This is a genomic window from Streptomyces sp. NPDC004542, from assembly GCF_040610035.1.
Lineage (GTDB): Bacteria > Actinomycetota > Actinomycetes > Streptomycetales > Streptomycetaceae > Streptomyces.
Genome location: NZ_JBEXLP010000014.1, coordinates 42,824 through 63,680, shown reverse-complemented (window position 1 = coordinate 63,680; position 20,857 = coordinate 42,824). Strand labels below are relative to the sequence as shown.

General features: G+C 72.1%; 21 protein-coding genes. 8 read left to right on the top strand and 13 right to left on the bottom strand.

The window, feature by feature from the left end; genetic code table 11:
• The first annotated feature begins 9 nt into the window (after nucleotides 1-9).
• Nucleotides 10-363 carry a cytidine deaminase gene (locus tag ABZX30_RS11290; protein WP_355931707.1) on the top strand — a complete coding sequence of 118 codons (354 nt, stop codon included), beginning with the start codon at nucleotides 10-12 and terminating at the stop codon, nucleotides 361-363.
• Between the two features lie 76 nt (nucleotides 364-439).
• On the opposite strand, the gene ABZX30_RS11285 is transcribed toward ABZX30_RS11290, so the two are convergent.
• The 3 genes from ABZX30_RS11285 to ABZX30_RS11275 are packed head-to-tail and all read right to left on the bottom strand — an operon-like array spanning nucleotide 440 to nucleotide 1,450.
• Nucleotides 440-769, bottom strand: coding sequence for a DUF1048 domain-containing protein (locus ABZX30_RS11285; RefSeq protein ID WP_355931705.1), 330 nt, complete (start codon nucleotides 767-769; stop codon nucleotides 440-442).
• Nucleotide 770: 1 nt separating this feature from the next.
• Nucleotides 771-1,127, bottom strand: a complete 357-nt coding sequence (locus tag ABZX30_RS11280) for a DUF1048 domain-containing protein (protein WP_355931703.1) — start codon at nucleotides 1,125-1,127, stop codon at nucleotides 771-773.
• The gene (locus ABZX30_RS11275; protein ID WP_355931701.1) at nucleotides 1,124-1,450 is read right to left on the bottom strand and encodes a PadR family transcriptional regulator; all 327 of its coding nucleotides are present in this window, start codon (nucleotides 1,448-1,450) and stop codon (nucleotides 1,124-1,126) included. The genes ABZX30_RS11280 and ABZX30_RS11275 overlap by 4 nt, the downstream gene beginning before the upstream one ends.
• A 375-nt stretch (nucleotides 1,451-1,825) precedes the next feature.
• Here ABZX30_RS11275 and ABZX30_RS11270 point away from each other — a divergent pair, with 375 nt between their 5' ends.
• The 3 genes from ABZX30_RS11270 to ABZX30_RS11260 all read left to right on the top strand — a co-directional run bounded on the left by ABZX30_RS11270 (nucleotide 1,826) and on the right by ABZX30_RS11260 (nucleotide 4,911).
• On the top strand, nucleotides 1,826-2,302 hold the full coding sequence (locus ABZX30_RS11270) for a hypothetical protein (RefSeq protein ID WP_355931699.1): 477 nt from the start codon (nucleotides 1,826-1,828) through the stop codon (nucleotides 2,300-2,302).
• A gap of 156 nt (nucleotides 2,303-2,458) precedes the next feature.
• On the top strand, nucleotides 2,459-3,787 hold the full coding sequence (locus tag ABZX30_RS11265; protein WP_355931697.1) for a beta-xylosidase: 1,329 nt from the start codon (nucleotides 2,459-2,461) through the stop codon (nucleotides 3,785-3,787).
• A gap of 98 nt (nucleotides 3,788-3,885) precedes the next feature.
• Nucleotides 3,886-4,911 carry a DUF916 domain-containing protein gene (locus ABZX30_RS11260; protein WP_355931695.1) on the top strand — a complete coding sequence of 342 codons (1,026 nt, stop codon included), beginning with the start codon at nucleotides 3,886-3,888 and terminating at the stop codon, nucleotides 4,909-4,911.
• Here the strand turns inward: ABZX30_RS11260 and ABZX30_RS11255 are convergent.
• Both ABZX30_RS11255 and ABZX30_RS11250 read right to left on the bottom strand, forming a co-directional pair.
• A complete protein-coding gene (locus tag ABZX30_RS11255) occupies nucleotides 4,805-5,143 on the bottom strand; it encodes a P-II family nitrogen regulator (protein WP_355931693.1) in 339 nt (112 codons plus the stop codon). The genes ABZX30_RS11260 and ABZX30_RS11255 overlap by 107 nt on opposite strands.
• A complete protein-coding gene (locus ABZX30_RS11250; RefSeq protein WP_355931691.1) occupies nucleotides 5,140-6,474 on the bottom strand; it encodes an ammonium transporter in 1,335 nt (444 codons plus the stop codon). The genes ABZX30_RS11255 and ABZX30_RS11250 overlap by 4 nt, the downstream gene beginning before the upstream one ends.
• Nucleotides 6,475-6,648: 174 nt before the next feature.
• Between ABZX30_RS11250 and era the strand changes: the two genes are divergently transcribed.
• Nucleotides 6,649-7,602: a GTPase Era gene (gene era / locus ABZX30_RS11245; RefSeq protein WP_355931689.1), complete on the top strand. Its 954-nt coding sequence runs from the start codon at nucleotides 6,649-6,651 to the stop codon at nucleotides 7,600-7,602.
• A 67-nt stretch (nucleotides 7,603-7,669) separates the two neighbouring features.
• Here the strand turns inward: era and ABZX30_RS11240 are convergent, their stop codons facing one another.
• Genes ABZX30_RS11240 through ABZX30_RS11225 form a run of 4 tightly spaced genes read right to left on the bottom strand, consistent with a single transcriptional unit; the run spans nucleotide 7,670 to nucleotide 11,659 of the window.
• Entirely contained in the window at nucleotides 7,670-8,923 is a 1,254-nt protein-coding gene (locus ABZX30_RS11240) for an MFS transporter (protein WP_355931686.1), read from the bottom strand.
• Entirely contained in the window at nucleotides 8,920-10,233 is a 1,314-nt protein-coding gene (locus tag ABZX30_RS11235) for a GH1 family beta-glucosidase (RefSeq protein WP_355931684.1), read from the bottom strand. Before ABZX30_RS11235 ends, ABZX30_RS11240 begins: the two co-directional genes overlap by 4 nt.
• 58 nt (nucleotides 10,234-10,291) lie before the next feature.
• Nucleotides 10,292-10,558 carry a protealysin inhibitor emfourin gene (locus ABZX30_RS11230; RefSeq protein ID WP_355931682.1) on the bottom strand — a complete coding sequence of 89 codons (267 nt, stop codon included), beginning with the start codon at nucleotides 10,556-10,558 and terminating at the stop codon, nucleotides 10,292-10,294.
• Nucleotides 10,559-10,588: 30 nt separating this feature from the next.
• Complete coding sequence (locus ABZX30_RS11225) at nucleotides 10,589-11,659, bottom strand: M4 family metallopeptidase (protein WP_355931680.1); 1,071 nt, start codon at nucleotides 11,657-11,659, stop codon at nucleotides 10,589-10,591.
• Nucleotides 11,660-11,995: 336 nt separating this feature from the next.
• On the opposite strand from ABZX30_RS11225, the gene leuA reads away from it, so the two are divergent.
• The 3 genes from leuA (at nucleotide 11,996) to ABZX30_RS11210 (ending at nucleotide 15,935) form a co-directional block, all read left to right on the top strand.
• On the top strand, nucleotides 11,996-13,717 hold the full coding sequence (gene leuA / locus ABZX30_RS11220) for a 2-isopropylmalate synthase (protein ID WP_355931678.1): 1,722 nt from the start codon (nucleotides 11,996-11,998) through the stop codon (nucleotides 13,715-13,717).
• A gap of 185 nt (nucleotides 13,718-13,902) precedes the next feature.
• Complete coding sequence (locus ABZX30_RS11215; RefSeq protein WP_355931676.1) at nucleotides 13,903-14,598, top strand: TerB family tellurite resistance protein; 696 nt, start codon at nucleotides 13,903-13,905, stop codon at nucleotides 14,596-14,598.
• A gap of 140 nt (nucleotides 14,599-14,738) precedes the next feature.
• Nucleotides 14,739-15,935 (top strand): sialidase family protein, encoded by a 1,197-nt coding sequence (locus ABZX30_RS11210; protein WP_355931673.1) that lies wholly within the window; start codon nucleotides 14,739-14,741, stop codon nucleotides 15,933-15,935.
• Here the strand turns inward: ABZX30_RS11210 and ABZX30_RS11205 are convergent.
• The 4 genes from ABZX30_RS11205 to ABZX30_RS11190 are packed head-to-tail and all read right to left on the bottom strand — an operon-like array spanning nucleotide 15,932 to nucleotide 20,854.
• Nucleotides 15,932-16,858, bottom strand: a complete 927-nt coding sequence (locus ABZX30_RS11205) for a dihydrodipicolinate synthase family protein (RefSeq protein WP_355931671.1) — start codon at nucleotides 16,856-16,858, stop codon at nucleotides 15,932-15,934. The two genes, ABZX30_RS11210 and ABZX30_RS11205, sit on opposite strands and share 4 nt — an antisense overlap.
• Nucleotides 16,855-17,874 carry an ABC transporter ATP-binding protein gene (locus tag ABZX30_RS11200; protein ID WP_355931669.1) on the bottom strand — a complete coding sequence of 340 codons (1,020 nt, stop codon included), beginning with the start codon at nucleotides 17,872-17,874 and terminating at the stop codon, nucleotides 16,855-16,857. The genes ABZX30_RS11205 and ABZX30_RS11200 overlap by 4 nt, the downstream gene beginning before the upstream one ends.
• Nucleotides 17,871-19,898, bottom strand: a complete 2,028-nt coding sequence (locus ABZX30_RS11195; protein ID WP_355931667.1) for a dipeptide/oligopeptide/nickel ABC transporter permease/ATP-binding protein — start codon at nucleotides 19,896-19,898, stop codon at nucleotides 17,871-17,873. The genes ABZX30_RS11200 and ABZX30_RS11195 overlap by 4 nt, the downstream gene beginning before the upstream one ends.
• Nucleotides 19,898-20,854, bottom strand: coding sequence for an ABC transporter permease (locus ABZX30_RS11190; RefSeq protein ID WP_355931665.1), 957 nt, complete (start codon nucleotides 20,852-20,854; stop codon nucleotides 19,898-19,900). The genes ABZX30_RS11195 and ABZX30_RS11190 overlap by 1 nt, the downstream gene beginning before the upstream one ends.
• Nucleotides 20,855-20,857: the final 3 nt, after the last annotated feature.

The window sequence follows — 20,857 nt, the reverse complement described above, 5'->3', positions numbered from 1 at the left end:
GCTCGGGGCATGACCGACAGCAACGCGCTTGACCCCGAGGACCGCAAGATCGTCACCCTGGCCCGTTCCGCGCGGGCCCGCAACGGCGTGCCGGAGGGCGCGGCCGTGCGGGACGAGACGGGGCGTACGTATGTCGCCGGGACCGTGGCCCTCGACTCCCTTCGGCTGAGCGCCCTGCGGACCGCGGTCGCGATGGCGGTGGCGTCCGGGGCGAAGTCGTTGGAGGCGGCGGCGGTGGTGACGGAGGCTGACGCGGTCCCGGCGGAGGACCTCGCGGCCGTGCGGGATCTTGGTGGGGCGGGGACGCCGGTGCTGGTGGCCGGGCCGGACGGTGCGGTCCGGCTGACCGCCTCCGCGGGCTGAGGGCCGGGGCCGAGCGCGTGCCGCGGCGGAGGAACCGCTCGGACGGGACGCGCCCGCCGGCACGGGGCGGCGGGCGCTACGTCGTCTCGGCCGCGCCGGGTTCCCCGCCGATGGATTCCTGGTAGACGTCCGCGTAGGTGGGGGAGTCCTTGACCAGGTCGTCGCAGAACGCGGCGACGTCGTTGCCGATGAGTTCCAGCACGCCCCTGCCCGCGGCGACGCCCTCCTCGAAGAAGTCGACGATTCCGGGGAGCAGGGGCCCGTCGGGCAGGCTGATCGGTCCGACCTTGAACAGGTACTTCTGCATCTCCTCGTAGACGATCCGGTAGTCCGGCGGGAGTGCCTTGACCCGAGCCATGTGCGCCCGCCACTGCTTCTTGCCCTCGATGATGTCCTGGATGCTCACGTCAGCCTCCCAGCCGGCTCAGTTTCCGTGCGACGTTCCTGTTCAGCTGTTCGCGCCACCGGTCGCGATAGGTTCGGGCCCCTTCTCCGCCGGCCAGCGCCGCGCAGAAGCCCCGGATGTCGTCGCCGAGCACCTCGTGGACGCTCTGCCCGTCCGCCGCTGCCACTTCGAGCAGCCCCAGGGCGGCGTCGAGGATCGGCATCAGGTTGCGGCCGGTGAAGTCCCCGTAGGGGGAGAGGTGGGCGATGATCTGCCCCCACGCCGCCCGGTAGTCGTCCGGCAGGGCCTCGGCCCGGTCTTCGAACGCCTTCCATTCCCTGGTGAGATCGCTGCCGGTGACCTTCTCCCAGAAGTTCATCGCCCGCCCTCCTTGAGCCTGTCGATGCGTGATGAGACGTACTGCCACTTCGCCCAGAACGTCGCCAGTTCCTCGCGTCCGGCGTCGTTGAGCGTGTAGAATTTGCGCGGCGGACCGACCCCGGACGGCCGTTTCGTCACCTGGACCAGCCCGTTCCTCTCCAGCCGCAGCAGGATGGTGTACACCGTCCCCTCGACGACGTCGGTGAAGCCGAGCTCGTTCAGCCGACGGGTGATGGCGTACCCGTAGGTTTCCTCGCTGCCGATGATTTCGAGCACGCACCCTTCGAGCGTGCCCTTCAACATCTCCGTCAGATCCTCCATCGCGGTGCTCCTCAGTCCACCGGTACTACGTGCTACCGAGTACCACTATACGGTATCACTGAGTAGTAAGGAGGTGATGCTCTCCGCGGCTCGAGAGCAAGTGCTCCAAGGGATGCACCCCCGGGCCACCCGGATCCCCCTCCGCCTGAACCGCCTCGTCCTCGGATGTCGGACGGGGTGAGGCGTGCGGGGGTGGGTCGGGAAGTGAATAGGCCGGAATTCAACCTTGCAAGCGCTTGTCTCCCGCGCATCAATGAGAACCGTCACCTCCGACGGACCGTCAGATACGGCCGCCGTGCAGTTGACCGCACCCATCTGCCGAGCCGACGGCCCGTCGACGTGCCCTCACAGACGACGGGAAGGGAACCCATGCTCATGAGAGGCAAGCGCGCAACCACGGGTGCGGCAATGCTGGTCGGGGCCCTCGCGGTCACCGGACTGGCCTTCGCGCCCACCGCGGCCGCGGTCACCCCGACATCGGCGACGATCAACGCCAGCTGCGGACTGTTCGGCGGTGGGGCGGCGACGCTCACCGCCACGCAGAGCGGCACCTCGGCCACCATCACCCTCTCGTCCACCGCCATCACGACGCCGCTCGCGCTGGCGCAGGACTCGATCACGTCCAAGCTCACGATGGTGAAGGCGAGCGGTGGCACGACCGTCTTCGCCGGGACGAGGAATCCGGCCATGGCCGCCGGTTCCCCCGTCACGGTCGGCCCGCTCAGCGGCACCGTGGCCTCCGGCGACAGTCTGGAGTTCTACGGCGGTTCGCTGCAGATGACCATCTTCGGGATCACCGTCACCTGTACCTCGACGGCGAAGCAGTCGCCCGGCCCGTTCGTGTTCGACTGATGATCGAGTGAGGGGTCTGTTCCGGATGCCGCAGAAACTGATGATCCGTCAGTTTTCTGCGGCATCTGCATTGACTTCTCACGCCCGCTCCACATCAATGGCCCCCTGTCGGCGCAGACGAGCCGCTGCGCCCGCATCCCTCAGGAGGGGGCAAGCATGGGTCCGACACTCCGAAGACCGCGCCGGCGCCGCTGGGCGTCGCTGCTCGCGGTGACCGTGGTCGCGGTCACCGCGGGCGGGGCGCTGGCCTGCCCGGCCGGCGCGGCGGGCACCGACGTGGACTTCGCGACGCACTGCATCCCGCCCGCCATCGCGGGCCTCCCGCCGATCGACGGCACCACCACCGCGAACATCGCGGTGGACAACACCAGCCCCACGGTCGGCGACACGGTCACCGTGACGTACACCGTGGTCACCCCGGCCGCCAACAACCCCACCGACCTGGCCCTGCCCGCCGACATCATGACCCCGACCGGCAAGGTCACCCTCGGCGGCGCGCAGACGGGCGACGTGACGGTGGCGGGGCCGAAGAAGAACGACCCGGTGCCCGGCAAGGGCGTCTTCCCGTCGTTCTCCATGACCGGCACGTTCAAGGTCACGTCGCCGGGCGCGATCACGCTCTCGCCCGGCGACTACAACATCCACACCAGCTACATCCTGGAGCTGGACACCCCGTGCACGGTGACCGACCCGCCCGCGCCGGTCTCCGAGACCGTCACCGCGACGGACTCCACCCCGGTCAACAACCGTGCCATCACGCTGGGTTCGCCCTCCGGGAACCCCGGCGACAGCGTCACCGTCAACGGCACCGGCTTCACGGCGGGCGCGACCGTCACCCTGGCCGGCCGCTCCGGGAGCGCGCAGACCGGGGACACCGCGACCGTGACCGCCGGCACCGGCGGCTCCTTCAGCGGCTCGCTCGTCGTCAACGACAAGGCGACGACCGGGATCGTCGCGTACGAGGGCTCCTCCTGGAGCGCGGAGAAGGGCGCCGGGCCCGCGGCCTACGTCGTGAACGACACCACGCCCGTGCCCGACGGCAGCCAGAAGCTGACGACGACCGTGAAGGCGGGGACGCTGTCCATGTCCCAGGCCGGGGACGCCGTCTCGCTGTCGGCGGTCGACTTCGGCAAGGGCGGGGCGTCGGCCGGCTCCCTGAACACGGTGACCGTCAAGGACTTCCGCGGCGGTCCCGCGGGCTGGTCCCTGACCGGCAAGGTCACCGACTTCACCGGTCCCGGCGGCAGGATCGACGCCGGAAAGCTCAGCTGGACCCCCGCCTGCGCCACCAAGGCGGGCAGCCCGAGCACCTGCAAGGCCGGCTCGGCGGGCACGGTGGGCACCTCGGGAGCGACCCTGGCGTCGACCTCCGACTCCGCCTTCACCGGCGGTGAGTTCACCGTCGACGCCGGACTGTCCCTGGACGTACCGGCGTTCACGCCCCCGGGCTCGTACTCCGGCGTCCTCACCCTCACGCTCAGCTGAACGGACGCGTCACCTCGCCGGTGGCCGGGCGCCCGACCGCACCGGGACCGCACCCGCCCGACCGCCGACCCGACTCAACGCCGCGGGGGTCCGCACCCATGCGCAAGCCGTACGTCCTCCTCCTGCTCCCCGCCCTGCTCCAGGGGCTGTTCCTGGCCGCCGCGACGGTCCCCGCGCACGCCGCCGACAACGGCAGCTGGTCCGTCTACCCCGTCTCCACCCGCGTCGCCGCACGGCCGTACTTCTACCTCTCCGCCGACCCCGGCCAGACGGTCACCGACAAGGTGGTCGTCGCCAACAAGACCGGCGAGCCCCTGACCTTCCGGCTGTACGCGGCCGACGCCTACAACACCGCCCGCGACGGCGGCTTCGCCGTGCGCACGGCCACGGAGCGGATGCGGGGCGTCGGTGCCTGGGCGCGGCCCGCGAAGTCCCGGATCACCGTCCCCGGCCACACGAAGGTCACCGTCCCCTTCACGCTGCGCGTGCCCGAGGGCGCCGAACCGGGCGACCACCCGGGCGCGATCGTCGCGCTGGACGAACACGTCGCCCAGGGCGCCGGCTCCCTCGCGCTCGGGGTGCGGCGGGCCGTCGGCGCCCGGGTCTACCTGCGGGTCGGCGGGCCCACCCTGCCCGCCGTCGCCGTCGAGAACGTGCGCCTCACCCACCACCAGCCGCTCGTCCCCGGCCTCGGCGACAGCACGGCGACCGTCTCCTACACCCTGCACAACACCGGCAACGTCACCCTCGACCCCAAGGTGGAGCTGAGGGCGCGGGGCGTGTTCGGCCGCACGCTGCTGGCCCGCGACCTGACGAGGATCCCCGCCGAGCTGCTGCCCGGGCAGCGGGTGCGGCTCAGCGAACCCTGGCGGGGCGCGCCCCAGCTCGACTGGGGGGACGTGACCCTGACGGCCAGCGCCACGGGCACCCGCGAGTCGGCGAGCGCCTCCTTCCTCGCGCTGCCCTGGCTGGTGGTGGCGGTGGTGTTCGCCGCCGGGGTGGCGGCCGGGGCCCTGTTCAGAGCGCGTCGGGGCCGCGCTCGCCCGTCCGTACCCGCACGACCGTCTCCACGGGCAGTGCCCACACCTTCCCGTCGCCGATCTTCCCCGTCCGCGCGGCCCTGACGACCGCGTCGATCACGTCGTCGGCGAGGGTGTCCTCGACGACGACCTCGATCCGGACCTTGGGCACCAGGTCGACCCGGTACTCGGCACCGCGGTACACCTCGGTGTGGCCGCGCTGCCGGCCGTACCCGCTGGCCTCGGTCACGGTCAGACCGTGCACGCCGAGCTCCTGGAGGGCGGTCTTGACCTCGTCGAGGCGGTACGGCTTGACGATCGCGGTGATGAGCTTCATGCCTGGGTGTCGACCTTCTTGGCGGTGGGGACGGACTGGGACACCGGGGCGCCGTGGCCCAGGACCCCGTGATCGTAAGCCGTCTCGGCGTGCACCGTAAGGTCCAGGCCGGTGTACTCCTGCTCCTCGCTCGCCCGGAAGCCCATCGCCTTGTCGAGCAGCTTGCCGATGCCGTACGTCGCCCCGAAGGCGTAGAGGGCCACGGCCACCACACCGAGCAGCTGCTTGCCGAGCTGGCCGACGCCGCCACCGTAGAAGAGGCCCTCCGCACCGCCGGTCATCGCCTTCTCGGCGAACAGGCCGATGAGCAGGGTGCCGACGATTCCGCCGACCAGGTGGACGCCGACGACGTCCAGGGAGTCGTCGTAGTCCAGCTTGAACTTCCAGCTCACGGCGTAGCTGCACAGGACGCCGGCGGCGAGGCCGACCACCAGGGCGCCCAGCAGGGAGACGGAACCGCAGGAGGGGGTGATGGCGACCAGACCGGCCACGGCGCCCGAGGCCGCGCCCAGGGTGGTGGGGTGGCCGTCGCGCTTCTGCTCGACGAAGAGCCAGCCGAGCAGGCCGGTGCAGCCGGCGGCGAGGGTGTTGAGGAAGGCCGCGGCGGCCAGGCCGTTCGCGCCGAGCGCGGAGCCCGCGTTGAACCCGAACCAGCCGAACCAGAGCAGGCCGGCGCCGAGCACCACCATGGGCAGGTTGTGCGGCCGCATGGAGTCCTTCTTGAACCCGAGCCGCGGGCCGAGGACCAGGCACAGCGCCAGTCCGGAGGCGCCCGAGGCGATCTCGACCGGCATACCGCCGGCGAAGTCGAGCGCGCCGAGCCCGTCCACGATCCAGCCGCCCGGGCCCCACACCCAGTGCGCGACGGGGACGTATACGAGCAGCGCCCACACGGGGACGAAGACCAGCCACGCGGAGAATTTCGCCCGGTCGGCGATCGCGCCGCTGACCAGGGCGGCGGTGACGATCGCGAAGGTGAGCTGGAAGGTGGCGAAGAGCAGGGTGGGCACGGTTCCCCGGACGCTGCCCGGGCCGAGCCCGGCCATTCCGGCGTGCGCGAGCCCGCCGACGAGCCCGCCGCCGGCGTCGTCCCCGAAGGCCAGCGAGTAGCCGCCGGCCAGCCACACCACCGTCACCAGGGCGATCGAGACGAAGCTCATCATCAGCATGTTGAGGACGCTCTTCGTGCGGACCATGCCGCCGTAGAAGAGGGCGAGGCCCGGGGTCATCAGCAGGACGAGGGCGGTGGCGGCGAGCAGCCAGGCGGTGTCGCCGGTGTCGACGTGCGCTGCGTGTGCTGCGTGTGCTGCCTGCGCTGCGGCGAGGATCACGGGTGTCTCCAACGGTGCGGGGCCTCGTCAGAGGGTCACCGGCGCGCGTTTCCGGTTGCGTACGGGTGTGTTTCCGTGACGTTTCGTTGCGCGCGGGTTTCCGGAACCTCACGGGGAGGGCCGATGGTGCCCGCCGGTGCGGCGGGGCCTTGTGGATCAGGGACAATGAACGCCATGAGCGTGCGTACCCAGTCATCCGAAGAGCCGGGCGAGACCGTCCACCGTGCCGGCTTCGCCTGCTTCGTGGGCCGCCCCAACGCGGGCAAGTCCACCCTTACGAACGCTCTGGTCGGGCAGAAGGTGGCGATCACCGCGAACCAGCCGCAGACGACGCGGCACACGGTACGCGGCATCGTGCACCGGCCCGACGCGCAGCTCATCCTGGTGGACACCCCCGGGCTGCACAAACCACGCACGCTGCTCGGCGAGCGGCTGAACGACGTGGTCCGCACGACCTGGGCCGAGGTCGACGTGATCGGTTTCTGCCTGCCCGCGAACGAGAAGATCGGTCCCGGTGACCGCTTCATCGCCAAGGAGCTGGCCGGGATCCGGAAGACCCCGAAGATCGCCATCGTCACCAAGACCGACCTGGTGGACTCCAAGACCCTCGCCGAGCAGCTGATCGCCATCGACCAGCTGGGCAAGGAGCTGGGCTTCGAATGGGCGCAGATCGTGCCGGTGTCGGCGGTCGGCGACAAGCAGGTGGGTCTGCTGGCCGACCTGCTGGTCCCCCTCCTGCCCGAGGGCCCGGCGCTCTACCCCGAGGGCGACCTCACGGACGAGCCCGAGCAGGTCATGATCGCCGAACTCATCCGCGAGGCGGCGCTGGAGGGCGTCCGCGACGAGCTGCCGCACTCCATCGCGGTGGTCGTGGAGGAGATGCTTCCGCGTGAGGACCGCCCGGCCGACAAGCCCCTCCTCGACATCCACGCCAACGTCTACATCGAACGGCCCAGCCAGAAGGGGATCATCATCGGTCCCAAGGGCAAGCGTCTGAAGGACGTCGGCATCAAGTCCCGCAAGCAGATCGAGGCGCTGCTGGGCACGCCGGTCTTCCTGGACCTGCACGTGAAGGTGGCGAAGGACTGGCAGCGGGATCCGAAGCAGCTGCGCCGACTGGGCTTCTGACCCTCCGACCCCGCCGGAGGACCGCGCCGGCCCCGTGGCCCCCGCTCGGCCCGCCCGGTACTGGCGGTCACTCGACCCCTCTGATCCGGTCCACCAGCACCGCCCCCGCCAGCCCGATCACGGCCGCGACCAGGTACAGCACCCGGTAGCCGCCCAGGTAGGTCACGATCGGCGCGGCGAGGGCGGGGGCCGCGACCTGGGGGAGGGCGTTGGCGACGTTGATCACGCCCAGGTCCTTGCCGCGGTCCAGCGCCTTGGGCAGGACGTCCGTCATCAGCGCGAAGTCGACGGAGGTGAACACGCCGAAGCCGACGCCGAGGACCGCCGCCGCCACGATCGCGCCGGGCCAGGTCTGCCAGCCGGCCAGGACCGCCGTCGCGACCGCCATCAGCACGCCCGACCACACCACGAACGGCTTGCGCCGGCCCACCCGGTCCGACCACACGCCGCCGACCACCACCGTGGCCAGCAGGGTCACCCCGTTCACCGCGGTCAGGACCAGCACGCCCTCGTCGGGGTCGTGGTAGTGCAGGCGGTCGCGCAGGTAGTACAGGAGGTACAGCAGCACCAGCGCGTTGCTGAGGTTGATCAGGAAGCGGGTCAGCCAGGCCCAGCCCAGGTCGGGGTACCGGCGCGGGCTCAGCCAGAAGCCCGCGAGGAAGCCGCGCCAGGACCACGGCGGGCGGTCCTCGACGGCCAGCCGGAGGTCCGCGTAACGCCACACGTACGGCAGCACGCCCACCGCCGTGAACACCGCGCAGGCCGCGTAACCCGCCCCGACGCCCCCGGCGGCCGTCGCCAGTCCCGTCCCGCCGACCACGCCGAGGATCTGCGCCGCCCCCAGCCAGCCGCCGACCGAGCCCCGCTGGAGCCGGGGCACCCGGTCGGGGACCGCCGCCGTGACCGCGGCGAAGGCCGCGTTGAGCGTCAGCTGGACCAGGCACCAGCCCAGCGTCATCGTGGCCATCCGGCCCGCGCCCGCGAGCAGCAGCAGGGACAGCGCGCCGCCCGCCGCCCCGGCCACGATCCACGGCGTGCGGCGGCCCCGGCGGGACGTCGTACGGTCGGACAGCGCGCCGAAGAGCGGGTTCGCCACCAGCGACACCACCGCGCCGGCGCCCGTCACCCACGCCAGCATCGTCTCCTTCGACATGCCGGAGCCGGGCGCGAAGTCCCCCGCCTGCGAGGCGAGCAGGATCTGCAGGGGGCCGTACCAGCCCACCCAGATCGCCCCGTTGGCGAGCGAGAGGGACGCCGTCCAGCCCCGGCCGACTGGTTCGACGGGCTCGGTGAGCGCGCCGGGCGCGCGGACGGTGGTCATCTCTGCGCCCGCAGCAGCTCCCGGTACCAGCCGTACGACGCCTTCGGGGTGCGCTCCAGCGTCGCGTAGTCCACGTGGACCAGCCCGAAGCGGCGCGTGTAGCCCTCCGCCCACTCGAAGTTGTCCAGCAGCGACCAGACGAAGTAGCCGCGCACGTCCACCCCGGCCTCCAGCGCCCGGTGCAGCGCCCGTACGTGGCCGTCCAGGTAGGCGATCCGGTCCTGGTCGTCGACGCCCTCGTAGGAGCAGCCGTTCTCGGTGACGACGACCGGCGGGAGGCGGTCGCCGTAGCGGTCGCGGAAACCCGTCAGCAGCTCCGTCAGTCCCTCCGGGACGACCGGCCAGCCGAAGTCCGTGACCGGGCGGCCCTCGATCTCCCTTACCGAGAAGGGAAGTTCGGCGGGCATGGTGATGCCGCCGAACTCGATCTCGGTGCCCTGCGGGGCGCCGACCCTCGTCGGGGCGTAGTAGTTGACGCCGTACCAGTCGACCGGTTCGGAGATGACCTTCAGGTCCGCGGCGACATCACCGGGCATCAGCTCGCCGAGCCCGGCGGGGTACTCGCCGAGGATCAGCGGGTCCGCGAAGAGCCGGTTCAGCAGCAGGTCGTAGAAGTCCGCCGCCTCGACGTCGGCGCTCTCGGCGGAGGCGGGCCAGGTCGGCCCGTGCGAGTTGGCGATCCCGATGTCGGCCGCGCCCGCCGCGCGCAGCGCCCGTACCGCGAGGCCGTGGGCCAGCAGCTGGTGGTGGGCCACCGGCAGCGCGTCGAACAGGAGCTTCCTGCCGGGCGCGTGGACGCCGAGGGCGTGGCCGAGCAGGGTGTGCTCGGCGGGCTCGTTGAGGGTGATCCATTTCGGCACGCGGTCACCGAGCCGTTCGGCGACCACCGCCACGTGATCGGCGAACCGGGACGCCGTGTCCCGCTCGAGCCAGTCCAGCGCGGCCGGCAGGTCCCAGTGGAAGAGGGTGGGGACGGGCCGTACGCCCGCCGCGCACAGCTCGTCGACCAGACGGTCGTAGAAGTCCAGACCGCCGGGGGAGTTCACCCGGGGCCAGGAGACGGAGAAGCGGTACGCGTCCACGCCCAGCCCGGCCAGGAGGGCCACGTCCTCCCGGTAGCGGTGGTAGTGGTCGCAGGCCACGTCCGCCGTCGAGCCGTCCCTCACCCGTCCCGGCCCGGCCGTGAACGCGTCCCACACGGAGGGCTCGCGCTCGCCCGCGGCTCCCTCGATCTGGTGGGCCGAGGTCGACACGCCCCACAGGAAGCCGGCCGGGAACCGGGGTATCGGGTTGTCTGCATCAGTCGCCATGGGCGTGATCATCCGTACCGCCGGTAACGGAAGTCAACGCCCGGGCGTGAAGTGCCGGTTACGCACCCTCCTTGAGGACGCGCGAGACCAGTTCCCGCTGCTCCGGCGTCAGGCGGGGATCGGCGGCGTACACCGTCGTGCCGTCCACGGTGATCGCGTAGCCGAAGCCGTCCGGCACGCCCGCGGGGGGCGTGCCCCGGCCGTCGGCCAGTGCCTTCTCGGCCAGGGCCCGCCACTCCTGGGCGTCGGGCCGCCCCGAGGTGTCCACCTCGGCGCGGCGCTCGATGCCCGCGAAACCGCCTGTGCGCCTCACCCGAATCCGCATGGGTCCTGTCTAGTACGGATCCGCCCGGAATCACAGCGTCCGCACGCCGACCTCCTCCCACGCCTTCTGCACGGCCTGCAGCTCGTCCCCGGCGCCGTACCGCTCGCGCGCGGCCTTCACGGTCAGGGTGGCGAAGTCCGCGAACAGGGCGTCGGTCCGCAGCTCGCCGCCGGTCAGCACGTCGTACCAGATCTGGCCGGCCTTCTCCCAGGAGTGGCCGCCGAGGGCGGTGGCGGCCAGGTAGAAGGCGTGGTTGGGGATGCCGGAGTTGATGTGGACGCCGCCGTTGTCGCGGCCGGTGCGGACGTAGTCGTCCATGGTCGCGGGCTGCGGGTCCTTGCCGAGGACGTCGTCGTCGTAGGCCGTGCCCGGGGCCTTCATCGAGCGCAGCGCGGTCCCGGTGACGCGCGGGGCGAGCAGCCCGGCGCCGATCAGCCAGTCGGCCTCGGCGGCGGTCTGGCCGAGGCCGTACTGCTTGATCAGGGAGCCGAAGACGTCGGAGAGCGACTCGTTCAGCGCGCCGGACTGGCCGTAGTACTCCAGGTTCGCGGTGTACTGGGTGACGCCGTGGGTCAGTTCGTGGCCGATGACGTCGACCGGGATGGTGAAGTCGAGGAAGATCTCCTCGTCCCCGTCGCCGAAGACCATCTGCTCGCCGTTCCAGAAGGCGTTGTCGTAGTTCTCGCCGAAGTGCACGGTGGCGTCCAGCGGCAGCCCGTTGTCGTCGATGGAGTGGCGGCCGTACGCCTTCAGGTACAGCTCGAAGGTGGCGCCGAGGCCCGCGTAGGCGCGGTTGACGGTGGCGTCGTCGCCGGGGTCGGAGCCCTCCGCGCGGACCTTGTCGCCGGGCAGGTCCTCGGTGTGTCCGGCGTCGTAGACCGTGCGGTGCGGCTGGTCGGCGGCGGCACCGGCGGGCGGGGCGGCGGCGGGTACGCCGAGGACCGTGTTCAGGTGGCGGCGGGTGCGCTGGTAGGCGTCGTGCTCCAGGGAGCGGCGGGCGGGCGCGGAGATCGCCGGGTCCTCGTGCCGGGCGAGCCGGTCGAGGACGTGCGGCGGCACGATGGTGCAGAAGACGGGCTGGAAGCCCCCGTTGGTCGTCATGTCCGGCACCATCGCACTGAGTGACGTCCGTGTCACTACGCGCCACCATGATTGGTGAAATACCCGGACATCCGGCGTAGCGGAGCGTCACGGAGTGGTATGGCGCACTTTTTGTCCGGTTCATTCGCGCGGTCCCGCATACTGGGACGGTCCCGCGTATCCAGCGGGGCTCGGCTAGGCTGCGGAGCATCATGCGTTTCGGGCTGCTTCTCCTTAGCTGCCGCGGCGAGGGCCTGTAGACAAGGCCGACTCCCTCCCCGCGGAGCTTGGTGCTGCGTCGTCGGCCGTCCTTCCGGACACCGGTCACACCGGACTTCTCGAGGAGCCCACGCAATCATGGCGAACCGCCAGCAGCCCACTTCCATGCCGATCCACAAGTACGGCCGGTACGACCAGGTCGACATCCCGGACCGCACCTGGCCGAACAACCGGATCACCGTCGCCCCCCGCTGGCTCTCCACGGATCTGCGCGACGGCAACCAGGCCCTGATCGACCCCATGTCGCCCGAGCGCAAGCGCCGGATGTTCGACCAGCTGGTCAAGATGGGCTACAAGGAGATCGAGGTCGGCTTCCCCGCCTCCGGCCAGACCGACTTCGACTTCGTGCGCTCCATCATCGAGGAAGAGGGCGCGATCCCCGAGGACGTGACGATCTCCGTCCTGACCCAGGCCCGCGAGGACCTGATCGAGCGGACCGTGGAGTCCCTGAAGGGCGCCCGCCGGGCCACCGTCCACCTGTACAACGCCACCGCGCCGGTCTTCCGCCGGGTCGTCTTCCGCGGCTCCAAGGACGACATCAAGCAGATCGCCGTCGACGGCACCCGCCTGGTGATGGAGTACGCCGGGAAGCTGCTGGGCCCGGAGACCGAGTTCGGCTACCAGTACAGCCCGGAGATCTTCACCGACACGGAGCTGGACTTCGCGCTGGAGGTCTGCGAGGCGGTCATGGACGTCTGGCAGCCCGGCCCGGGCCGCGAGATCATCCTCAACCTGCCCGCCACCGTGGAGCGTTCGACGCCGTCCACGCACGCGGACCGCTTCGAGTGGATGCACCGCAACCTGTCCCGCCGCGAGTACGTCTGCCTGTCGGTCCACCCGCACAACGACCGGGGTACGGCCGTCGCCGCCGCCGAGCTGGCCCTGATGGCCGGCGCCGACCGCGTCGAGGGCTGCCTGTTCGGCCAGGGCGAGCGCACCGGCAACGTCGACCTGGTCACCCTGGGCATGAACCTGTTCTCGCAGGGCGTCGACCCGCAGATCGACTTCTCCGACATCGACGAGATCCGTCGTACGTGGGAGTACTGCAACCAGATGGAGGTCCACCCGCGCCACCCGTACGTGGGCGACCTGGTCTACACGTCCTTCTCCGGCTCCCACCAGGACGCCATCAAGAAGGGCTTCGACGCCATGGAGGCCGACGCGGCCGCCAAGGGCGTCACCGTCGACGACATCGAGTGGGCGGTCCCGTACCTGCCGATCGACCCCAAGGACGTCGGCCGCTCCTACGAGGCCGTCATCCGCGTCAACTCCCAGTCCGGCAAGGGCGGCATCGCCTACGTCCTGAAGAACGACCACAAGCTGGACCTGCCCCGCCGGATGCAGATCGAGTTCTCCAAGATCATCCAGGCGAAGACGGACGCCGAGGGCGGCGAGGTCACCGGCTCCGACATCTGGGCGGTCTTCCAGGACGAGTACCTGCCCAACCCCGAGAACCCCTGGGGCCGCATCCAGGTCCGCACCGGCCAGTCGACCACCGACACCGACGGCGTGGACACCCTCACCGTCGAGGCCACGGTCGACGGCGAGGACACCGTCCTGAGCGGTTCCGGCAACGGCCCGATCTCCGCCTTCTTCGACGCGCTGGAGTCCATCGGCGTCGACGTACGCCTGCTGGACTACCAGGAGCACACGATGAGCGAGGGCGCCTCCGCGCAGGCCGCCTCCTACATCGAATGCGCGATCGACGGCAAGGTCCTGTGGGGAATCGGCATCGACGCGAACACGACGCGTGCGTCACTCAAGGCGGTCGTGTCGGCCGTGAACCGCGCGACCCGCTGACCCCCTCCGACCAGCGCTTTCGGTGCCCTGACCACCCTGTGCGGCGGTCAGGGCACCGTCATGTATCGGCCATCTGTTCGTGAAGGTCACGGACAGGTCTCGTACGGGGTACTGACTCCACCTCGACAATGTGGCTAACATCACGCCAGCGCGGCGATGATGCCGCGCCCTTACGGAGGTGCGACGTGCTGCCAGTACGGGGACGAGACGGCCGTGCCACCAGGCTTGTCCGCATCGCGGGTACCCGCGTCGCGTGGACGCCCGTGGGCGACGGTGAATTCTTCTGCCCGGGCTGCGGGGGCGACCGCAATTACGAGCGCCTCACCGGCCGCCGCCGCTTCACCCTCCTCGGCGTGCCCGTGCTGCCGCGCGGGGTGACCGGACCGGTCGTGGAGTGCGCCTCCTGCCGTCACCACTTCGGCACCGAGGTCCTCGACCACCCCACCACCACCCGCTTCTCCGCCATGCTCCGCGACGCCGTGCACACGGTCGCCCTCGCCGTCCTCACGGCGGGCGGCACCTGCGCCCGCGCCTCCCTGGAGACCGCGGTCGGCGGGGTCCGCGCCGCCGGCTTCCAGGACTGCACCGAGGAGCAGCTCGCCGCGCTCGTCGAGGCGCTCCACGCGGACACCGGCCGGGTCTTCGAGCAGCCGGGCGGCGCGAGCCTGGCCATAGAGCTGCACGAGTCCCTCGACCCGCTCGCCCCGCACCTCGCCCCCGCCGGCCGCGAGGCGATCCTCCTCCAAGCCGCCCGCATCGCCCTCGCCGACGGCCCCTACACCCCGGCCGAACGCGACGCCCTGATCACCGTCGGCGCCGCCCTGACCATCCGCGCCGACGACGTGACCCGGCTGCTCGCGGCGGCCCGGACACCGTCGTAGGCCTCCCTGCCCGCGTCAGCCGGATCATGGACGAGCCGGGCGCGCGGGGCCGGGCCCGGCTGGTCGTCGTGGCCTACGAGTCGTGGCCTACGAGTCGTGGCCGACGAGTCGGGACCGGTGACTGCGGGAAACATGACACCGTGACCCCCCTCAGCCGCGTCCTCCTCGCCGCCACCGTGCTCCTCGCCCCGCTCGCCACCACGCGGGCCGCCCACGCCGCACCCGGTTGCGTGTCCTCCGTGCCGTACGTCTCCGGCGAGGGCGGCTACGACACGTACCGCGTCCCGGCCGCGGTCGTCACCCAGAACGGCACCCTGCTGGCCTTCGCCGAAGGCCGCCACGCCGGTGCGGGCGACACCGGTGACATCGATGTCGTCCTGCGCCGCTCCACCGACGGCGGCTGCACCTGGGGCCCGCTGCGGGTGGTCGCCGCCGGGCACGGGGACACCCGGGGCAACCCGGCACCGGTGGTGGACCCGCGCACCGGCACGATCGTGCTGCTGACCTCCTACAACAGCGGTGCCGTGACCGAGGCGCAGATCATGCGCGGCGAGGTCGCCCCCGGGCAGGGCCGCCGGGTGTTCGTGCAGCGCAGCCGGGACGACGGCCGGCACTTCACGCGCCCCCGGGACATCACCGACGAGGTGAAGCCGCGCGGCTGGCGCTGGTACGCGACGGGACCGGGGCACGCGGTGGCGCTCACCCGCGGCCCGCACGCGGGACGGCTGGTGGTCCCCGCCAACCACTCGGCGGCCCCGCCCGCCGGTTCCGCCGACACCGGCCGGGAGGCGAAGTACTACGGCGCCCACGCGCTCTACAGCGACGACGGCGGGCACAGCTGGCGGCTGGGCTTCGTGGACGACTCCTACGACGGCCGGGACAACGCCAACGAGAACACGGCCGCCCAACTCCCCGACGGACGGCTCTACTTCAGCGCCCGCGACCAGAACGGCGCCGACCCCGGCAATCGCCTCGACACCTACTCCAGTGACGGCGGGCAGACCCTCGACCGGCCCTACGCCGTCCAGCCGGCGCTGGACGACGTGCCGGTGGTCCAGGGCAGCGTGCTCCAACTGCGCGGGCCCGGGGCCCCGTTGCTGTTCTCGGCGCCGTCCGTGCCCACTGCCCGCCGCGCCATGGCGATCTGGCGCAGCACGGATGACGGGGCGACCTTCACCAGGGCGCTGACCCTGTCCGACCGGCCGGCCGCCTACTCCGACCTCGTGCAGCTCGATGACGGCACCGCCCGGGCCGTCGGAATCCTGTACGAGACGGGCACGACGGGACCGTACGAGACCATCGAGTTCCGCCGGCTGGACCTCTCCCGGCCGTCCTAGAGCAGACCCGCCGCCGCCAGGAACTTCCCCACCTGCTCGACCTCCTCCGCCGACAGCGGGATCTGCGGCTCGGCGGTCAGCGGGCAGTCGATCACGCCCCGCAGGTGCAGTGCCGCCTTGAAGGCGCCGATGGCCGACGAGTTCCCGCCCATCCGCGCCGGGTCGCCGACGCCCACCATCCGGTACAGGGCGCACAGCCGTTCCTGCTCGGCCCGGGCGGCGTCCCGGTCACCCGCCCGGCACAGCTCGTCGAGGCGGACGTAGCCGTGCGGGTCGACGTTGGCGAGGCCGGGCACGGCCCCGTCGGCGCCCAGGGCGAGGGCGGCGTCGACGATCAGCTCGGAGCCGGTGAGCACACTGAAGCCGCTGATGCCCCGGCCGCCGGTGACGACCTGCCGGAACCCGCCCAGGTCACCGCTGGAGTCCTTCAGCCCGGCCAGCACGCCGTCGGCGGCCAGCTCCAGCACGAGCTCGGCGGGCAGTTCGGTGTGCACGGCCGTCGGGATGTCGTACGCGAACACCGGGACCGGGCAGACGGCGGCGATCCGGCGGTAGTGGCGGGCGATCTCCGCCGGATGGGTGCGGGTGTAGAAGGGGGCGGTGACGACGACGGCACGGGCGCCGGCCGTGGTGACCTTGCGGACGTCGTCCAGCACCCGGGGCGTGGTCATCTCGATCGCCCCGGCCAGCACCGGGAGCTGACCGCCGACGTGGCCCACGACCGCCTCCACCACCAGCCTGCGCTGGAGGTCCGTGAGGAACGCCGCCTCGGAGGTCGAGCCGAGCACGAACAGGCCGTGCACCCCGGCCGCCACCAGATGGTCGACCAGCCTGAGGAGCGAGGGGACGTCCACCTCGCCGTCCGGTGTCAGGGGCGTGCACACGGGCGGTACGACACCGCAGAGCGGGGCGGGCAGGGTCATGAGGGCTCCCTGGTCTGGTTCTGGGGTACGAGATCGCGGGTCGGACGGTCCTCCTCCACAGGATGGTGGCAGCGGTAGCGGTGCCCGGGGTCCGACGCGGCCGAGAATTCCGGCATCCGGGCCGCGCACGCCTCGTCCGCCTTCCAGCAGCGGGTGCGGAACGGGCAGCCGCTCGGCGGCCGGGTGGCCGACGGCACCGGCCCGGTCAGCGGGATCGGGTCGATCGGGTCCAGCAGGCCCGGCGTCGCGGAGAACAGGGCGCGGGTGTACGGGTGGCGGGAGCGGTCGGTGACCCGGCCGGCCGGGGTCTCCTCGACGATCCGGCCCAGGTACATGGTGATCACGCGGTCGCTCATCCGCCGTACCGTCTGGATGTCGTGCGAGACGAAGACCATGGCCAGGCCCAGGCGTTCCCTCAGGTCGAGCAGCAGGTTGAGGATCTGGGCGCGCACCGACACGTCCAGCGCGCTGGTCGGTTCGTCCGCCACCACCAGCTCGGGGTCCAGGGCGAGTGCCCGCGCGATGGCCACCCGCTGCCGCTGCCCGCCCGAGAGCCGGCCCGGCAGCGCGTCGGCGAGGGCTCCGGGGAGGCCCACCAGGGACATCAGCTCCCGCACCCGCTCCTCCCGCTGTGCCTTCGTCCCCCGGTGGTGCACGTCCAGCGGGTCGCGCAGGATCCTGCCGACCGGCAGCCGGCGGTTCAGCGCCGTGGACGGGTCCTGGAACACCATGCCCGTCCCCGCCCCGACGGCGGCCCGGCGCTCGCCGGCGGACATGGACCACAGGTCGCGGCCGTGGAAGGACACCGTCCCGGAGGCCGGCCGCTCGATCCCCATCAGCACCTTCGCCAGCGTCGACTTCCCGCACCCCGACTCGCCGACCACCCCCACCGTCTCACCCGGGGCCACGGTCAGATCGGCGCCGGTCAGGGCGTACACCCGGTCCCGGCTGAACAGACCCCCGCTGCGGGCCCGGTGGACGACGTGGACGTCCGCCAGCTCCACGACGGCGTTCACGTCACCGCCCCGCTTTCCGGGCGTCGCGTGCCGTCCGTGCCGTCCGTGACGTCCGGCGAGGCCGGACCGACCGCCGGGTGGTGGCAGGCCGCCCGGTGCGTGGGGGTGCCCAGCAGGCCGGGGACGGTCGTGCGGCAGAGCCCGGTCGCCAGCGCGCAGCGGTCGGCGAAACGGCAGCCCGCCGGGAAGTCGCCGGGGGACGGTACGACCCCCTTGATCTGCGTCATGCGTGCCTCGGCCGACTCCAGTGAGAGCACGCTGCCGAGCAGCCCGCGCGTGTAGTGGTGGGCCGGTGCCGCCACCAGGTCGGCGGTCACGCCCGTCTCCACGATCTGCCCGCCGTACATCACCGCCACCCGGTCGGTGACGTCCGCGACCAGTGCCAGGTCGTGCGAGACCAGGACCAGCGCGAAGCCCAGCTCCTCGCGCAGCCGCAGCAGCAGCTCCATGACCTGGGCCTGCACGGTGACGTCCAGGGCGGTGGTCGGCTCGTCGGCCACGATCAGGGCGGGGTCGCGGGAGAGGGCCATGGCGATCAGGACGCGCTGGCGCTGGCCGCCGGAGAGCTCGTGCGGATAGCTGCGCAGGGTGCGGCCGGGGTCGAGGCCGACCAGGGCCAGCAGCTCCTGCGGGCCGCGCCGGCCGCCGCGCCGCACGAGCTGCTTCAGCTGGGCGCGGACGGTCATCGCCGGGTTCAGCGAGGACAGGGCGTCCTGGTGGACCATCGCCATCTCGTGGCCGAGCAGCCGCCGCCGTGCCCGCAGCGGCTCGGCGAGCAGGTCCCGCTGCCGAAAGCGCACGTGGCCGCGCACCCGGGCGCCGGGGGGCTGGAGCCCCATGACGGTGAGCGCGGTCAGCGACTTGCCGCAGCCCGACTCGCCGACCAGCCCCAGCACCTCGCCGGGACGCACCTCGAAGCTGACACCGGCCACGACGTCCACACCCCGGTGCCGCCCGGGGAAGCCGATGGCGAGGTCCTCCACCGAGAGGACCGGCGGGCCGCCGGGGACGGGCCGGGCCCGTGCGCGCAGCCGCCGGGCGGCGTCGGCCAGGCCGGGCAGCGGGAGCACCTCGCCGGTGCCGGTGCCCACATTGGCGTCGGCGTCGGCGTGCGGTGTCCGAGGACGGTCCCCGGGTGCCTCCACCTCCCGGGACGACGGCCCGGCCCAGGCGTCCGACACGCCCTCGGACAGGACGTTCAGCGCCAGCACGGTGAGCAGCATCAGCAGCCCCGGGAACACGGTCGCCCACCAGCCGCCGGTCAGCACCATGTTCTTGCCGTCCGCGATGACGCTGCCCCAGGACGGGTCCGGGGGCCTGACGCCCGCGCCGACGAAGGACAGCGACGCCTCGAAGACGATGGCCTCGGCCACCTGCACCGTGCAGAACACCAGCACCGGAGCGGCACAGTTGACGGCCACGTGCCGCAGCACGATGTGCGGCGTCCGGGCGCCGATCACCCGTTCCGCCGTCACATAGTCCTCGCCGTACTGATCGAGGACGTTGGCCCGGACCACCCGGGCCACCGGCGGGGTGAACAGGAAGGCGATCGCGCAGATCAGCACGGTGATCCCGCCGCCGAACACGGCCACCAGGACGGCGGCCAGCGCGATGCCCGGGAACGCCATCACCACGTCCAGGCAGCGCATCAGCGTCTCGTCGACCCCCTTCCGGGAGGTCGCCGCCACCGCCCCGATCAGCGCCCCCGCCACCAGGGCCAGCCCGGTCGCGCCCAGCCCGATCGCCAGCGACCAGCGGGCCCCGTACATCAGCCGGCTGAGGATGTCCCGGCCGAGGCTGTCCTGGCCCATCCAGTGCGCGGCGGACGGGTGCCCGGTGCCGCCGGCCGGGGGCTGCTGGTCGAGCGGGTCGTCCGGGGCGAGGACCGGGGCCAGCAGTGCCGTCAGTACGACGACCGCCAGGAAGCAGACGGCCGCCTTCGACAGCGGGGGCAGCCGCCGCCATCCGCGCGGCCGGACGCCGGGCCGGGAGAGCCGCTCGGTGAGGCTCGCGCGCGTGACCATCAGGCGGCCCGCAGCCGTGGGTTGACGAGCAGGTGAAGGAGGTCGATCACCAGGTTGACCACGACGAACCCGGTCGCCGTGGTCAGCACGACCCCCTGGACGACCGCCGGGTCACCGTTCTGCACCGCGTCGATCATCAGCTTGCCCATGCCCGGCAGCGAGAAGATCGTCTCGATGACCACCGCGCCGCCCAGCAGATAGCCGACCCGCAGACCGAGCACGGTGAGCGGGTTGATCAGGGCGTTCCGCAGGACGTTCCGCCCGATCACCACCCTCGGCGGCAGCCCGCTGCCGATCGCGGTCCGTACGTAGTCCTTGTCCAGCTCCTCCACCACGGCCGTCCGCACGATCCGGGTCAGCTGCGCGGCGACCGGCAGCGACAGCGCGAACGCCGGCAGGGTCATCGTCCGCAGCCAGCCGGTGACGGAGTCGGCCGCGTTGACGTAGCCGCCGGTCGGGAACCAGCCCCGGTCCACCGCCAGGTACTGGATCATCAGCAGCGCCAGCCAGAAGCCGGGCGCGGCGACCCCGGTCAGGGACACCACCCGGATGACCTGGTCGGGCAGCCGGTCCCGGTGGATCGCCGCGGTCACCCCGCCGGCCAGCGACAGCACCACCGCGATGGCGAGGCCGAGGAAGGTCAGCTGGAGGGTGAGCGGCAGCGCGGTGGCGACCTGGTCGGCGACCGGCGCCCGGGTCAGCGCGCTGGTGCCGAGGTCGCCGTGGAGCAGGTCGCCGACGAAGTGGACGTAGCGGACCGGCAGCGGGTCGAGCAGGCCGTTGCGCTCGCGGAAGTCGTGCAGCTGCCGGGGTGTCGGGTTGGCGCCCTGGAAGAACGCGGACGCCGGGTCGACGTCCGAGAACCGCATCACCAGGAACACGAACAGCACGATGCCCAGCATCAGCGGCACGAGCAGGGCGACACGGCGGAGCAGGATCCGTACGACGGCCGTCATGCC

What these genes read in the sequence shown, in the direction of transcription:
- ABZX30_RS11290 (WP_355931707.1), top strand. Translation starts at nt 10, where the DNA reads ATGACCGACAGCAACGCGCTTGACCCCGAGGACCGCAAGATCGTCACC.
- ABZX30_RS11280 (WP_355931703.1), bottom strand. Translation starts at nt 1,127, where the DNA reads ATGAACTTCTGGGAGAAGGTCACCGGCAGCGATCTCACCAGGGAATGG.
- ABZX30_RS11275 (WP_355931701.1), bottom strand. Translation starts at nt 1,450, where the DNA reads ATGGAGGATCTGACGGAGATGTTGAAGGGCACGCTCGAAGGGTGCGTG.
- ABZX30_RS11270 (WP_355931699.1), top strand. Translation starts at nt 1,826, where the DNA reads ATGAGAGGCAAGCGCGCAACCACGGGTGCGGCAATGCTGGTCGGGGCC.
- ABZX30_RS11265 (WP_355931697.1), top strand. Translation starts at nt 2,459, where the DNA reads ATGGGTCCGACACTCCGAAGACCGCGCCGGCGCCGCTGGGCGTCGCTG.
- ABZX30_RS11260 (WP_355931695.1), top strand. Translation starts at nt 3,886, where the DNA reads ATGCGCAAGCCGTACGTCCTCCTCCTGCTCCCCGCCCTGCTCCAGGGG.
- ABZX30_RS11255 (WP_355931693.1), bottom strand. Translation starts at nt 5,143, where the DNA reads ATGAAGCTCATCACCGCGATCGTCAAGCCGTACCGCCTCGACGAGGTC.
- era (WP_355931689.1), top strand. Translation starts at nt 6,649, where the DNA reads ATGAGCGTGCGTACCCAGTCATCCGAAGAGCCGGGCGAGACCGTCCAC.
- ABZX30_RS11240 (WP_355931686.1), bottom strand. Translation starts at nt 8,923, where the DNA reads ATGACCACCGTCCGCGCGCCCGGCGCGCTCACCGAGCCCGTCGAACCA.
- ABZX30_RS11235 (WP_355931684.1), bottom strand. Translation starts at nt 10,233, where the DNA reads ATGGCGACTGATGCAGACAACCCGATACCCCGGTTCCCGGCCGGCTTC.
- ABZX30_RS11230 (WP_355931682.1), bottom strand. Translation starts at nt 10,558, where the DNA reads ATGCGGATTCGGGTGAGGCGCACAGGCGGTTTCGCGGGCATCGAGCGC.
- ABZX30_RS11225 (WP_355931680.1), bottom strand. Translation starts at nt 11,659, where the DNA reads ATGACGACCAACGGGGGCTTCCAGCCCGTCTTCTGCACCATCGTGCCG.
- leuA (WP_355931678.1), top strand. Translation starts at nt 11,996, where the DNA reads ATGGCGAACCGCCAGCAGCCCACTTCCATGCCGATCCACAAGTACGGC.
- ABZX30_RS11205 (WP_355931671.1), bottom strand. Translation starts at nt 16,858, where the DNA reads ATGACCCTGCCCGCCCCGCTCTGCGGTGTCGTACCGCCCGTGTGCACG.
- ABZX30_RS11195 (WP_355931667.1), bottom strand. Translation starts at nt 19,898, where the DNA reads ATGGTCACGCGCGCGAGCCTCACCGAGCGGCTCTCCCGGCCCGGCGTC.
- ABZX30_RS11190 (WP_355931665.1), bottom strand. Translation starts at nt 20,854, where the DNA reads ATGACGGCCGTCGTACGGATCCTGCTCCGCCGTGTCGCCCTGCTCGTG.